At 41.7% G+C, this 14,581-nt stretch carries 10 protein-coding genes; 6 read left to right on the plus strand and 4 right to left on the minus strand.

Annotation, left to right across the window (positions count from 1 at the left end):
- Positions 1–127 precede the first annotated feature (127 nt).
- The 3 genes from MUG87_RS14675 to MUG87_RS14685 all read right to left on the minus strand — a co-directional run bounded on the left by MUG87_RS14675 (position 128) and on the right by MUG87_RS14685 (position 6,046).
- Positions 128–1,957, minus strand: a complete 1,830-nt coding sequence (locus MUG87_RS14675) for a hypothetical protein (protein WP_247083118.1) — start codon at positions 1,955–1,957, stop codon at positions 128–130.
- 795 nt (positions 1,958–2,752) lie between these two features.
- On the minus strand, positions 2,753–4,801 hold the full coding sequence (locus MUG87_RS14680; RefSeq protein ID WP_247083119.1) for a hypothetical protein: 2,049 nt from the start codon (positions 4,799–4,801) through the stop codon (positions 2,753–2,755).
- A gap of 15 nt (positions 4,802–4,816) precedes the next feature.
- Entirely contained in the window at positions 4,817–6,046 is a 1,230-nt protein-coding gene (locus MUG87_RS14685) for an ATP-grasp domain-containing protein (protein ID WP_247083120.1), read from the minus strand.
- 225 nt (positions 6,047–6,271) lie between these two features.
- Here MUG87_RS14685 and MUG87_RS14690 point away from each other — a divergent pair, with 225 nt between their 5' ends.
- Positions 6,272–6,838, plus strand: coding sequence for a GNAT family N-acetyltransferase (locus tag MUG87_RS14690; protein WP_247083122.1), 567 nt, complete (start codon positions 6,272–6,274; stop codon positions 6,836–6,838).
- 526 nt (positions 6,839–7,364) lie between these two features.
- Here the strand turns inward: MUG87_RS14690 and MUG87_RS14695 are convergent.
- Positions 7,365–8,765, minus strand: a complete 1,401-nt coding sequence (locus tag MUG87_RS14695; RefSeq protein ID WP_247083124.1) for an APC family permease — start codon at positions 8,763–8,765, stop codon at positions 7,365–7,367.
- Between the two features lie 299 nt (positions 8,766–9,064).
- On the opposite strand from MUG87_RS14695, the gene MUG87_RS14700 reads away from it, so the two are divergent.
- The 5 genes from MUG87_RS14700 to MUG87_RS14720 all read left to right on the plus strand — a co-directional run bounded on the left by MUG87_RS14700 (position 9,065) and on the right by MUG87_RS14720 (position 14,556).
- Positions 9,065–9,547 carry a cupin domain-containing protein gene (locus MUG87_RS14700; RefSeq protein WP_247083126.1) on the plus strand — a complete coding sequence of 161 codons (483 nt, stop codon included), beginning with the start codon at positions 9,065–9,067 and terminating at the stop codon, positions 9,545–9,547.
- 97 nt (positions 9,548–9,644) lie between these two features.
- Positions 9,645–9,935, plus strand: a complete 291-nt coding sequence (locus tag MUG87_RS14705; protein ID WP_247083128.1) for a hypothetical protein — start codon at positions 9,645–9,647, stop codon at positions 9,933–9,935.
- 156 nt (positions 9,936–10,091) lie between these two features.
- A complete protein-coding gene (locus MUG87_RS14710; RefSeq protein WP_247083130.1) occupies positions 10,092–11,801 on the plus strand; it encodes an AAA family ATPase in 1,710 nt (569 codons plus the stop codon).
- 104 nt (positions 11,802–11,905) lie between these two features.
- Positions 11,906–12,904 (plus strand): LacI family DNA-binding transcriptional regulator, encoded by a 999-nt coding sequence (locus tag MUG87_RS14715; RefSeq protein ID WP_247083132.1) that lies wholly within the window; start codon positions 11,906–11,908, stop codon positions 12,902–12,904.
- A 218-nt stretch (positions 12,905–13,122) separates the two neighbouring features.
- The gene (locus tag MUG87_RS14720) at positions 13,123–14,556 is read left to right on the plus strand and encodes a PTS transporter subunit EIIC (RefSeq protein WP_247083134.1); all 1,434 of its coding nucleotides are present in this window, start codon (positions 13,123–13,125) and stop codon (positions 14,554–14,556) included.
- Positions 14,557–14,581 lie beyond the last annotated feature (25 nt).

Consider the following 14,581-nt stretch of genomic DNA (forward strand, 5'->3'; position numbering starts at 1 on the left):
TTGCTTTTGCAAGGTAGGGTATGAAGGTGACCTTTTGTAAACCCTAGATAACTCCAGTTTGAGCAATCTAGGGTCATGTAAAGCTTCTTTCAGTGGAACCGCCTGTCCCTGCGGCAGTATGGGGAAGTCAAGCTTGCTTTGGAAAGTGAAATGCATATAAAAAGTACAGAAATTCTTCAAAAGATAGGGACGATTCCCCCTCGCGTTCACCATTTCCACAAACACTTGTTGTAATGGAGTCTCTCCATACTTGAAGACTGTCGTTATTCGGGTTATAAAAGTAAACACGAATGCGTCCTGATGGATCATAGCATACTCTTTGAATCAGTATTGCATGGGCTCCAAGAATTCGGCCAGACTGACTGTAAATGGTGATACCGGCAGGCTGGGGAAGGCCTTCATTGACATTTGGATTCTCTAAAGGGTGATAGTGCCGGTAGAATCGTGCTGTAAAGTCCAGGTCGCTATAAATATCTGAAAATTCCGTCCATATTCCTTTTATATGAAAAGCCGGGTTAATCCATTTATGGTGATCCGGTTCACGATCTTTTACTGCATGCAGCATATGGGAATAGATAGCGTCGAGGTGTGGGATTAAGAGCTGGGATACGATATCAATATTGACTTCATCGTCAAGTGGAGTGTGTGGAAGTATGTCTGAAGAGATGGATATCCCTTCAAAATCAATTGTAATTTTGCCGTGCTCGAGAAAATGATTATACATTTTGAGTAGCATGACTGGCTCCTTTTGCGACCAATAACTAAGTGCTCTTGTCGATTGGCATGTTGGGTTGAACCCTTGGCCGATACCTAGAGGCTGCCCTAAAACACTGATCATTCCTGATACTATAAGGGAACGAAGTGCATCCCCCTCAGCTATTTTATGAATAGCTGAAATCCTGTGCTTGACCGCATCATGAATGGGAACTTTTATGAGTTTCTCAATTTCAGTGATACATTCAACGGTAAATATATCTCGTTGCAGAAGACGCATCAAACCATAAATACTTCTCCTTGTATTAACAGTAATGGCTGAAGATATGAGAGAGGAAACCAAAGGCAGATTCAAATGCAAGTTTTTCTCCGCTGTTTCATCCATGGCCAGCAGGTTCTGCAGCAGGTTTGGTTGTTCTTTATTTATATAGTTTAAAAATAATGCATGGAATGGTGAAACAAGTCCGGTCTGATGCATGGATGTACGAAGCTGCTTGGCCTCCCTAATCAGTAATAAACTATCGCTCACCTTCAAGGCAGCATCATAACCTTCTCTGGCGGCGGCGGCCATATCTGATGGAGAATAAACTGCATTTTCGTAATGTGTCAAGCTGGAGTCGGCCTGCTGGAGACCGCTGGCCAACTTTTTTGCACTAGCAATCAATTTTAAGATTTTATCTGTTACAATGGGTCTTTGGACAGCAAGGTTGTTTACTTCCTGATATAAACTTTCAAAAACAACCGGAGAAAAACAATGGTCTGAGATAAATTCTAGAATCTTTGACGCCTCTTTGTCTTGATAAAGCTGTTTGACTCGATTTTCTTCCGTTCCCTTGATGAGCAGCAAATCGAGGTTCAAAGCCATGACTTTGGTCAGAAATTCCTTCGCTTCATGCGCTGACATTTCAGGATGTACATAACTGCCTCTCGCGATGGCGAGAATTCTTAGATTGCTGAGTGCCTCGGCTGCAGCCATGATTCCACCAGCATGAAACGTACCTCTAACAAGAACCGGATTGAGCTTGCGAACATTCTCCCATGGCTTCCCCGTAAAGACCCCGGCTTCATCAAAGAGATGTGCATATTTAAAAAGTTTTTCTAAGCCATGCCGTTCCTTGAGAAGAACAGCAGCTTCTTCCAAAACGGCTTGTTGAAACAAATTCTTATTTAGTATGGAAGCTCGCTGGAGCTGATTGAATACTCTTTGAAATGAATCCTCTAAAGCAAATTGAAAAAGTCCCATATGTCCATTCTCCCTTCTAGCGTTATGTTGGTCAAATGGGTTGCTGGCTTACTTGACCATATCAAGGTTCACATGCCTTAGCTAGTATGCAGAAATCGAATAATGAGTAGACAAAACAAATACTTTGTTCAAATTGAGAAGTGATGGCGGTTTCAGTGGTAAAGGTGATTGAGAATTTCACCAGTTAAATAGATTGAGCAGAGCTATAGGAGTATGTTTTCTATTAGATTGAATTTTCAGATTATCAAATAAATATAACATGAAATTAATACTATTTCAAATGAAAAGTCATCATTTTGCTCTATTGGGTAAACTCTTAGAAGTCTAATTTGGACGCTGGTGCAATCTGAAATTAATATGCTTATGTAAAGTGATATGGTTCATATTAATTTATACAGAGATGCGGCAAGGTAAATACCTGTCTAAGTACTGATTTTTTTGCTATACAAAAAGCAAGGTTGCGTTTATCTTCCGCATTTTCACTTCAGTCATCCAAAGCAAACGGAGCCGCATGTAGGCACTGTCCTCTGAACAGATAAGAAAATATGAGATTGGCAGCCTCTTGTTCTTTTTCTTGTACACAACATGCTTAAATAGCATCGACGCCTCCAAAAAAAAACGACTACGCCTGAAAAAGGCATAGTCGTTTTCTTATTGATAGGCTCTGTTAAAGTTCGTGATAGATTTCTGTTACGGGGTGTGCTTCCCGAGGGCGGTCAGGGAGTCTCGCCCCTTTACGCCAATCAACAATTAGTACTTATCAACATTAGGCTTTAATGCTTATTAATAAGTAATTTAGGCAAGTACGGGTACTTCTTCTTCTTCCCACACATAATTCTTGCCCCAGCTATCTTTTGCCAGTGCTTCCACGTTTTCAACAAGGCTGTCCTCGACCATGTAAGTGTCTCCTTGTTGGTAGGGATTATAATGGAAAGCGTACATTCTTGCTAACAATTCATGAAACAGCAGAGACGATTCACCTTCAAGTTCGCCAAAACCTGAAACGCTTGGCTTAATATTTTGCCCCCAATTTTGGCCGCTGTCGTTGTTAGGGTTGTAAAAGTAAATTCGGCAATCTCCGTTTTGATCCTTTTTAATCCTTTGAATGGAGACAGCGTGAAGTCCGAGCAAATTTCCATGTACGTCCGTCGTAAAAATGCCGATCGGATTTGGATATATCAGTTTGTATCCTTCATTATAGTCTGGATGATGAGTAGCATAGAACAGTCTTACAAAAGTCCTATAATTTGTAACATTCAGTGTGAATGGATCGATAGCATTTATAAAGCCATTCGGAATCCATTTACCGTAAAACTCAGGATTAATCCACTTATGGCCATCCTCTGCGAAAAGTAATGTTCGTTTTATCATTTCAAAATAAATTTTGTCCAGATGAGGAACAAGCACACTTGAGACCGGGTCCAAATCCGGATGAATTTCCTCTGCACCCCCTCCAGAAAGAAGGAATGAACGGATTGTTTCTCCTTCAAATGTCATTTCAAGATCATTGTGCTGTGCAGCATGGGCGATATATGCAAGCAACTGGCCGATTCCATACTGTGCCCATAGGGATATAGCTCTTGCCGATTGACAAGTAGGGTTGAGACCCTGTCCAACACCAAGTGGTTGTCCCAAAACGCTCATCACTCCCGCGACGAGCACACCATTTGGGCTAATGCCGCTCTGTTTATATTCATTTTTCAATAGTGTTTGTTTCACCTGAGCATGGAGGGGAAGCTCAAACAGGCGCAGAATAGCAGGAGCGACCGCATCTTCTGCAAGTACGCCTCGGTCGAGCGTTCTAGAAAGCCCGTATATGGCTTGGCGTGTTTCAGGGAAAATCGCAAGCTGAATGATGTGGTGTATCAGTTCTTTATTGGCATGGAAGCTTGCAGTCCCTGCTTCTGATAAACCAAGAGCAGCTGGAATCAGGTCAGGGTTTCTTCGGTTAAGAAAGCGTAGCAACACGGCGTGATAAGGAGAAACCAGCCCAGTGTCTTTCATAGCATCCGCAAATAGCTTAGCTTCCGTCCCAAGCTTTGAAGCAGATTTCTTTCGCCCTTTCTTTTTGGTTTCTTCGGAATTGGATTCAGCTGCGCGTTCTTCGTCATAGGCAGTCTCTAGCATGAGCCCGTAGCTCCTTTGATTAGAAGCCTTTTTGCTTAGCTGTGTTGGACCATTTGCGGCACGTGAGTACTTTTCAAGTGCTTTCGCAGTTTTATCGCCAATTCCATTTTTAACTAATTGTTCAGATAAGCTGATCATGTTTAAAATCCGTCCGACCATGATTGGGCGCTGAACGGTCAAGCGATCGATTTCCTGTACAATTTTTTCCGCGATTTCTCTAAAGGATAGTTCTTGACCAAGGTAACGGAACAAACGCTGTGCTCGTAAAATATGGTCTTCCAATTGCGTACAGTTTTCCTCATTTTTTGGCGGCAAAAGATCGAGATTAAGCGCCAGCACCTCATTTAAGAACGCTTCTGCCTCATGTGCCTTTAGGACTTCATGAATGCAATCACCTTTTGCGATTGCCAGCATTCTCATTTCACTTAACAATTCAATGATGGAATTGGCTCCTGCTTTGAGCTTTAGAGAACCGCCAACTAGTGATGGCTGCATTTTAGTTGGATCTTCCCATGGGCCTCCGTAGAAGACGCCTGCTTTTTCAAAACGATGAGCGTTCTTATAAATTATCGCTAGTCCGTCGTCCGAACCGGCAAGCTCGATCGCCAGTTGGAAGATTTCTGTTTGGTACATGCTTTTGGCGAACAGCTTTGCCTGTTCAAGTTTCTCTAAAGCTGCTTCGAATTTATCTTTTAACACGCCTGTATGATTACTCATCCTTGTCTTCTCTCCTTACAGGTAGAAATTGTATTTTTCATATTTTTTCATCAAGGACCTCATTTTTTCGCTGTCATCGCCAAAGAAGAATATCGTACCGTAATGATTCCCAAACCCTACACGCTCTGCCACTTTGGATGTAACAGGAATGAACATATCATGTTTGGTGAAATAAGGATCGTTTTTAAGCTCCACAGGTATATTCAGCTTATCAATGATTTGCACGTTCGGATAGACCATCAGACTGCCGGCATGTCCTTTTGCCGAGACCACTTCTTCAGGGAAAAATGATTCCAGTTCCTCTTCTGTTGTATCCGGATCGCTGCAAAGCACTTGAGCCTGAAACGCGCTGAAGCCATAAGCTTGTTCAATCAATTCAAAAATATGCCCCCCAGGAACGCGTGCAGCTACTTCTCCGAAATATAAGGATCCATCTCTGCCAAGGAAATATTCAGGGTGGATGATGCCATACTTGATATCAAAAGCCTTCACCAGCTTTTCAATCTCTGCTTTAATCTGTGGTCTCCACTTTTCGAGTGAAGGAGAGGCAGGAACGAAGTTGGTGTGACCAAGCTGTACGTATTCGGTAATATTCAAAAATCTTAGCTTACCGTCATGGATGAATGCCTCGCAGGAGAATTCCTGGCCTTCGAGGTGGCTTTCCATCAGAAGCGGAAGCTCTGAATCAGGAATCAGGTCAATCTCGTGTGGGTTGCGAATCATTCGATGACCAACGGTGCCTGCTTTATCAAATGGCTTAACATGGATAGGGTCATTGTTCTCTCCGTCTAGCTTAAGTAATGTCTCGTTGACGCGCTTTAAGAAACGGTGGATATCTTCCTTGGTGTGCGCTTCTTCAAAGATGCCCACTCGGATGCCTGCCATTTGTGCTCTGCGCTTCATCAAGCCTTTGTCTCTTAATAGCAAAGATTGTTTGAAAATTCGTGGATTTTCTCGAAGCTTCGCATTTAAAATACCAGCCCATTCAACTGTCTCTTCGTATATCGGTACCGCAATTTTTGTATTGAGATTAGTTAACTTTTCATAGAGCTCATCTGATCTCTCATGTAAATTTTCAAAGTTCCACGGGATAAACTGGATATTGTGGGTGTCTGCGAAATCCTGGAATTCAGGTGGACCAACAACTACGTATGGTCGGTCCATCTTATCAATAGCTTCTATTGCCGGAAGGCTCCAGCCCAACAATGCTGTTATTTTTTTCCTGTTTTCTACCATGTCCATCATTATCCCTACCTTTTGAAGTGTGTAATATGAATCATAACCTCCTATATTCTATCAAAAATTCATTTGACTAAAAATACGTAAATTTCACAATGTTTCGACAAAATTAGCTATTTAAAAGTTTTGTTTCAAGATATAGAATGGATGATGTAATTATTGGAACATTTTCCTTTCTATCGAAAACAAAGGCTTTTACATTATTTCATCTTAAAAAGGGGAGCAAAAGTGATGAGCAGCTGGTATGCAAGATTGACTGAGTATTTTCCAGAAAAGGAAATGAAATCGAAAAAGCATTTTGAAACTCTTTTTCATGAAAAAAAAGGAATCTATCAATTAGAGGAAGGTCAGGATTATCTACTTATATATTTTGAACAGCCTGATTATATCTTTATTGATTATATTCTAGTATCTGGGAGTAGTCGGGGAAAAGGAACGGGCAGCATGATCTTGAATCAGCTGAAACAAAAGGGGAAAGCAATTATACTGGAAATTGAACCGGTTACTTGTAATGATGCTGATTCGGAAAAAAGAGTACGGTTTTATAAAAAAAATGGCTTCCTGAAGATGAATTCGATTCAGTACGAAAGGATACATATGGTTACACATGAACTGAATACAATGGATATTTTCGCTTGGCTGCCAGTCCAAAGAACAGAGCTGTGGGTGTACGAACAAATGCAGGATATATATAGTCAAGTCCATGCTTTTAAAGCTAGGGAACTGTATGGGTCTACTGCTCAGCCGGTATCGGATGTCCTCTGCCTGAGGGAGTTGACGACCAGTAATCTCGGCTGACATATGTAACTGCCTATCTAAAACGAATAATCCGTTGTACAATATATTTTGGATGGTATATAAGTTCAAATTGACCTCTCGATACTTGCTCTCGCATACGAAATCAACGTAGCAGAGCTTTTTTTATGTAGTTTTTTAATCTGTATATATTAATGAAGGAAAGTGTATAAGTGAGAGTGAGCTATGATTAAACATAAGGTTTATATAACGCGTTTCGTTAAACTTTATCCATGTTGTATTCCAAAACGACTCACTCATAAGGTAAATAATATTCGGTAACTGATTTGTATGGGTAGAATTCTTATTTGAGTTATCAATGTATTTTTTCGCCGTTTCTCGAATGTATATATAACGTTGATAATAGGCATAGCTTGATTGTTTAGTCATGCTTGTTATTATCATGACTAAATAGTTAAGGGTGACGGTGGTGTCTCGTAGGGATTTAACACAAGAGAGACAAAGGCTGATTAAAGTGATATAAAAATGAAGCCCATTCGAAACGGAATGGGCTTTTCCACCTAAAAAATTAACTCACATTCTTCACAGGCGTCTCTTTTTCCTTTGATCCCAATCGGTAAAACCAAAAGCCAAGTACCGCAAATACGACAGGTCCGATTACGAGCGGCGCATATTCTGCGATAGTTGTTCCTGGTGAAGGAATCAGTGTTAATACGATGGTTCCAATTACAGAAAACAACCCGATACTCGCAACAAGGTAAGCAAGCTTGTTGTGTTTCACTTTGAACTGTCTTACAGCTTGCTTGTCAGTTTTTCTTAGCTTCACATACGCACAAATCAAAAAGACGTAAGGAATAAAGAATGCTAGTGTTGCCATGAAAATTAACATGTTCAATGCTTCTGATAGAGTTGGTACAAACCCCGAGCACAATAAGATAAAAGATACGCCTACAGCTTGCCAAAGAATCATATTGGCAGGCATGTTGGCTTTATTTGTTTTGGTTAGTATTTTTGGTAAAATATGTTTCCCGCTCTCGTAGAAAACAACGCTTGGATTTAGAATTAAAAATGATAAAGCGCCTAAAGTAGCGATGACAAAGCAGATGCCAAGTAGCTGCGACAGGTTGAACGGCAGATGAAACTGCGCAGTCATTTTGTCCGCAAAGTCGTACAGAGCGGTTGCTGTTTGATTCGGTTTAACGTTAATGACAAATTGAAAGGTAACTGTACCAATGATATAAGCACCACCAATAATGGTGGAGGAAATCCAGATTGCTTTTGGAAATGTTTTTTGCGGGTTCTTTACGTCCCTTGCGATTGTGCCGAGCATTTCCATACCAGAAAAGGCAAACATCAATGTGGATACAAACATAATGGTATCGAATGAAATTGTATTCGGCATAATGGACTGTGCTGTGAACGTGGTCGCGGATTCATGTCCGGTAAACATACTTGCTAAGCCAAACCCAAAAATAAGAATCGCCGGTATCGCTACGCCAAGCGGTGCGCCGATAGCGGCAAGCTTCCCACTCATTTGTGTGCCGCGTAATGTAAGTAGTGTAATTGTCCAGAAAACAAAAATTGCAATTAGCGTAGTGAGCCAAGTGTTATCAGTTAGTTCCTGATAGTTCGTCGCATAAGCGATGTTAATGATAATGCCGAGCATAAGAGACGGATAGTAAGTAAAATTGGCAACCCAGTAAAACCAGCCACATAAAAAGCTTGCTTTCTCGCCAAATGCCCGGTTTACCCATGCGGTAACACCGCCTTGCTCAGGATAGGTTGTCGACAGTTCTGCGACAATTAAGCTAATTGGGATAAAGTACAATAGCGCAGCAATGACCCAAAATACCATAGCTGAAGGTCCAATTGTAGCCGCAAACGGAATATTCTTTAAGCCCATGATGGTGTTTACACTAATTAGGCATAGACCTAACACACCGAGCTTCTTTTTGTCTGTAGATGTCATGGTGTATATTCTCCTTTATGTTATATAGATATGAAGGCTTTATATTCTTAAACATAAGCTCTAATCAAAACTGAGCTGTGTTAGTTTTTTTCTAATAAAATGGCACTAGTAGAAATGTAATCTAACAGAACATAATAATAGGTGTTTTTGTATATTTATTCAATAATATTTAATGAAGTAAAACTATTAAAAATATTTATTCTATTTAAAGGTGGGGTAATAATTATCTGAAACGCTGGGCACAACTTAAAACCATCATGCATAGCATAATGTGATAACTGCATGAAAGGGTGGTAGCCATGTATTATGCGCCTTATGTATATCCGGCGTATTACGCAAGACCTGCTGCTGGACCGTATTTCAACATGCGCGCGATTGAATTAAAGGATTACGGTCCGCAGCCGTTTGTTGTTGATATTAACGCAGCAACAAAGCAAAACAATACGTATCGTACTGCTTTATGGACGGGGAAGCATCTGCAGGTAACGCTAATGAGCCTCAATGTTGGTGAAGATATTGGGTTAGAGATTCATCCAAAGCTCGATCAATTTTTGCGCGTTGAGCAAGGGCAGGGTGTTGTCCAAATGGGCAAAACGAAGGAAAAGGTAGAGCTGCAGGCCATGGTGTCGGATGATTATGCAATTATGATACCGGCTGGAACTTGGCACAATGTCATTAATACAGGCAATACTCCAATGAAGCTGTACTCCATCTACGCACCTCCGCAGCATCCGTATGGTACTGTACATGTGACAAAGGTCGATGCTATGACGGCTGAATAAGGCCCAAAAAGCTCATTCTATTTATCGGAAAATTTAGTCAATTAACCATCACCGACCTACCTCATTCGCATATGATGCAGAAAGGTGGTGATGATAGATGGGCTTTGAACTTTCTGATTGGCTGCTTTATACGTTATGGACAGTGCTCGGGCTTATGATTCTTGATTTTGTAGTAGGCTTTATCCGTTCATTCTGGAAGGGCTCCTTCAGTACATCTCTGGTGCTCGATTATTTAAAGGATATTGTGTATCTCATCTTCCCGTTAAACCTGCTTCTATCTTTAATTACAATCGATCCTACGGGCTGGATTTTGATCACATTTTATTTTATTAGCGGAATTGCTATCATCATTAAATACATTTTGGATATTAAAGGTAAATTCCGCTAAAAACAAGCTTGTTGCCCCTCCTATATGGAGGGGTTTTTTTGTAGAGCTATAAATGTGCACATTTATATTTAATTTTTGTGTGATAACTTTTCTAGGTACCTATAGACTGTAATGCTCATAAAATATTCAAAATATTCACAAAAAGGAGGTTGTGTAATGGAAAGACATCATTGGATGAGATGGAGAAAAACCATACTGTGGCTTACCACTCTTGTTATCATCGGCACGGTGGTATGGCGAGGAGGGCCAACATATTGGACAGTTGCGTGGGTAATTGTTAGCACGTTATTTCAATTGGTGTTTGCAATGCTGTTTATGATTATTCAGTTTGTTGCGCTTTTTTGGTTTTTGGCAAGGGGGCGCACATATTGGATTTTACCTGGAGAGACAGGATCTTCCTGGGACGATTATCGAGGAAATCCGGAGATTGTTGAAAATGCCAAACGAATTGTGACGCTACTTAAAGGGGTTAAGGAATTTAAGGAAATGGGCGGGGAAGCGGTTCGGGGCTTGCTGCTTTGTGGCCCGCCCGGAACAGGAAAGTCGTATCTGGCCCAGGTTATCGCGAATGAAGCACAGGTACCCTTTGCGTATGCCTCGGCACCAAGCTTTCAAAATATGTTTTTTGGTGTAGGTAATCTAAAGGTGATGCGTATTTATAAAAAGGCACGCAAGCTAGCTAATGTGTATGGGGCTTGTATCATATTTATTGATGAGGTCGATGCCATTGGTATGTCTCGACAAGCTGGGGGCGGTGGAGGAGGTCTTTTTGGTATGGGATCCGGTTTGCTAAATGAGCTTTTATTGCAAATGGATCCGCCAAATATTGACGGTTCTAAAATAGCTAAATTGTTGCGTTCACTCGGATTGCGGAAAAAGAAAGCAGAACGTCCTGCAGTTTTGACAGTTGCCGCTACGAATCTTCCTGATGTATTAGATCCAGCATTGCTTCGTCCGGGGCGCTTTGACAGAAAAATTTGGGTAGATGCGCCGGACTATGATGGACGAATTGACGTTTTCAACTATTACCTGCAAAAGGTGAAACGTGATTCTTCCTTTACACCAGATCGTGCTGCACTGGATACAATTGGTTACAGTCCCGCGCAAATTAAGCATATTGTGAATGAATCTGTTGTAATTGCTCATCAGCGCGGTGCCGAGCTAGCAACCTATGAGGATTTTCGGGATGCAATGGAGACATATGAATGGGGTCTTAAACAACCGCTTCGGTCAATGAGCGACGATGAGAAAAGGAATGTAGCCTATCATGAAGCTGGCCATGCGGTAGCGCAGTATTTGCTGAAGCCTCACGATCGTGTATGGAAGGTGACAATCATCCGTCGCGGAGGAGCGCTTGGTCTTGCAGCCACTAAGCCTACAACAGAGCGGTATAACCGAAGTGACAGTGAAATTCTTGCTGGAATCCAAGTATGTTTGGCGGCAAGAGCAGTAGAAGAGGAGTTTTTGGGCAAGAAATTAAATGGTGTTACTTCTGATTTAAAGCATGCTACTTTACTGGCTGGTGCTTATCTTGGATTAGTCGGTATGGGAGACGAACTATTTAGCTGGCAGGTCCTAGGCTCTCGCGCAGAAGGACTTCGGGCGCTGCGGCCGAAAATCAACAATCTTTTAAAGGATCAAATGCTTCAGGTGAAAAAACTTGTGCTGGATCACACCAGCTTTGTTCATTCTATTGCTGGAGCCTTATTGGAAAAGGGCGATTTAACTGGCGAGGAAATTGAAGATATTTATGTGGGGTTGTATGGTCATACTAGACCGGAGCCGCCTGTAGTAAAAGTTGGCGAGTATAAAACACTTACTGAGAATGCTCATATTACAAAATCGGATACAATGACAGGAGAATAAAATATCTAAACAAACAACCCGTATTTTTTATGGAAAAAGACGGGTTGTCGTATGTTATAATCAGGAAAACTAGAGGTAAAGGCGTAGGTAATGGAGATGATACAATGAGCAATACCATTTTAGATATCGCCAAAATGGCGGGTGTAGCAAAAAGCACGGTGTCGCGTTATTTAAATGGTGGGTCGGTGAGTGAGGCGACGAAGCGAAAGATTGAACAGGTGATTAACGAGACAGGTTATATTCCCAACACCTTTGCGCAAAGCTTGAAGGCGAAAAAGCCAAATATGATTGGTACAATTATTCCGCGCCTTGATTCGTTTGCAACTTCGCAAACATTAATTGGAATTGATGAACACTTGAAAGAGCTAAACTTTCAGATGCTAATCGCAAATACGAGTCAGGACGTAACGCGCGAGATTGAAAATATATACAGCTTAAAAAGACAGAAGGTGGCGGGCATTATTTTGCTAGCGGCGCAGGTTACAGCGGCACACTTGGAGGCATTTCAAGAGATACAACTGCCTGTTTTACTTGTCGGCCAGCAACATGAAGGTGTCTACAGTGTAATTCATAATGACGAAGAAGCAGCATATGAGCTCGGTAAGCATGTCCTAGAGATGGGGCACCGAAAAATTGCGTTTTTAGGTGTTACGGAAACGGATATTGCGGTAGGTGTAAAAAGGAAGGAAGGCTTTCGCCGCGCTATTAGTGAGCGACAGGATTGTGAAGTACGCTATTATGAGACAAGCTTTAAGATGGAGGATGCCCAGGTCGAAGCGATGCGGATTATGCAAGAGTTTCAGCCATCTATTATCGTCTGTGCGACCGACAATATCGCCCTTGGTGTTATGAAAGCAGCGTATGTAAGCGGTCTGCGGATACCTATGGACTTATCCATCACAGGTTTTGGCGGCTATGATATAACCGAGGTGATTCATCCAAGTTTGTCGACAGTAAAATTTTACTATAAAGATGCTGGTCAGTTAGCGGCGCAAAATATCGTTAAGCTCATCCATGGAGAGCAGGTGCCATTCGTAACGATTTCGCCGCATAGATTTATCCAGAGAGAAAGTGTTGACAACAAAACAGGACATCTCATATAATCTTCTTGAAACCGGTTCCGCTCCGTGGAAATAGTAAGCCGGTTTCAGAGGATATTTTTTTATATATTTTTGGAACCGGTTCCGTTTGGTTGATTGTAATATGGCGCCTGTATGACTGCCGAAAGAGGAACAGGTCCAAAATAGAAGGATGATAAGTTAGTGTATATGTTTATGGAACCGTTTTCCTTTTTGGAAAGCAAATGTAAGGGGGAACTAAGATGGCTGCGAATAAACAGGCTGCGTATCAAGCAGTAGCAAAAAATCTGGTTGAACTAATTGGCGGTAAAGAAAATATCCAAGGCGCTGCACACTGTGCAACACGCTTACGAATTGTACTGCATGACAATGATTTAATGAATGTAAAGGAAATAGAGAAGCTAGACTACGCCAAAGGTGCTTTTCTTGCGGGGGATCAGCTACAGGTTATCTTTGGTGCAGGAACGGTAAACGATGTATATGCAGCGTTCCGCGTAGAGGCGGGTATTCAGGATATGTCACTAAGTGATGTGAAAGCGCAATCAGCACAAAAACAGAATGCTTTTCAGCGTGGTATTAAAGCGCTATCAGATGTGTTTGTACAAATTATTCCCGGCTTATTGGCCGCAGCTTTATTGATGGGTATCACTGGATTACTTGGACAAAAAGGTATTTTTGGCGAGCAATCCGTTGTAGAAATGTATCCTGCGATTGCTGGTTTGAACCGTTTTATTCAAATTATGTCGACAGGAATTTTCACTATCTTACCGCTCCTTGTTGTATATTCGGCAACGAAGCGCTTTGGCGGTAATCCGGTTCTCGGTCTTGTGATGGGAGCGATTATGCTGCATCCTGACCTTGGCAATGCATTTGACGTGGGGAGCGGGAAGGTAAACCCTGAAATAATCAATTTGTTTGGTTTAAAAGTGGAGCTTGTTGGCTTTCAAGGTGGCATCATTATTGCTTTAATGATGGGAGTTGTTGTTGCAAAGCTTGACCAATTCTTTAATCGTAAAGTACCTGATATGATTAAACTATTTATTGCGCCACTGGCGACAGTTGTTATTTCTGGACTTTTGCTGTTTACTATCGTTGGTCCATTCGGGCGCTTCTTAGCTGATACCATCACATCCGGTTTAATGTGGTCTGTAACAAACTTTGGTGCAGTTGGCTTCATGCTATTTGCTGGGTTACAGCAGGTTCTAGTAATTACTGGTCTGCATCATGTACTCGGGGCAGTAGAAGCGCAGTTAATCGCCAACACAGGTCAAAATTTCTTAATGCCGCTTATGTCGGTTGCATTGATGGGACAGGCCGGCTCTGTGTTTGGCTTTACGCTTGCGCATTGGAAGCAAGAAAAGGTGCGCCAAATCGGACTATCCGCATTCGGCTCTACCTTCTTTGGGATCTCAGAGCCGGCACTGTTCGGTGTGAATATTAAGTATAAATTCCCACTTATTATGGGATGTATCGCAGGGGCAATTGGCGGTGCGTATGTGTACTTTACAAAAGTAAAGGCAATTGGTTTTGGTGCAACAGCTATTCCGGGCTTTGCAATTGTTTCGACAAACGGTGGTGGACATCTACAGTATGTAATTGCAAATGTACTGGCGTTAGCAATAGGTTTTATTTTGACTTTGCTGTATGCCAAAATGAAAAAAACAAACGTTGAATAATAGAGTGAGAGGAAGAAATTCCTCT

Origin of the sequence: Ectobacillus sp. JY-23, assembly GCF_023022965.1 — a bacterium.
GTDB lineage: Bacteria > Bacillota > Bacilli > Bacillales > Bacillaceae_G > Ectobacillus.

Excerpts from the sequence above, each read along its gene's own strand:
- MUG87_RS14675 (WP_247083118.1), bottom strand. The coding sequence starts at position 1,957 with ATGGGACTTTTTCAATTTGCTTTAGAGGATTCATTTCAAAGAGTATTC.
- MUG87_RS14680 (WP_247083119.1), bottom strand. The coding sequence starts at position 4,801 with ATGAGTAATCATACAGGCGTGTTAAAAGATAAATTCGAAGCAGCTTTA.
- MUG87_RS14685 (WP_247083120.1), bottom strand. The coding sequence starts at position 6,046 with ATGATGGACATGGTAGAAAACAGGAAAAAAATAACAGCATTGTTGGGC.
- MUG87_RS14690 (WP_247083122.1), top strand. The coding sequence starts at position 6,272 with ATGAGCAGCTGGTATGCAAGATTGACTGAGTATTTTCCAGAAAAGGAA.
- MUG87_RS14695 (WP_247083124.1), bottom strand. The coding sequence starts at position 8,765 with ATGACATCTACAGACAAAAAGAAGCTCGGTGTGTTAGGTCTATGCCTA.
- MUG87_RS14700 (WP_247083126.1), top strand. The coding sequence starts at position 9,065 with ATGTATTATGCGCCTTATGTATATCCGGCGTATTACGCAAGACCTGCT.
- MUG87_RS14705 (WP_247083128.1), top strand. The coding sequence starts at position 9,645 with ATGGGCTTTGAACTTTCTGATTGGCTGCTTTATACGTTATGGACAGTG.
- MUG87_RS14710 (WP_247083130.1), top strand. The coding sequence starts at position 10,092 with ATGGAAAGACATCATTGGATGAGATGGAGAAAAACCATACTGTGGCTT.
- MUG87_RS14715 (WP_247083132.1), top strand. The coding sequence starts at position 11,906 with ATGAGCAATACCATTTTAGATATCGCCAAAATGGCGGGTGTAGCAAAA.
- MUG87_RS14720 (WP_247083134.1), top strand. The coding sequence starts at position 13,123 with ATGGCTGCGAATAAACAGGCTGCGTATCAAGCAGTAGCAAAAAATCTG.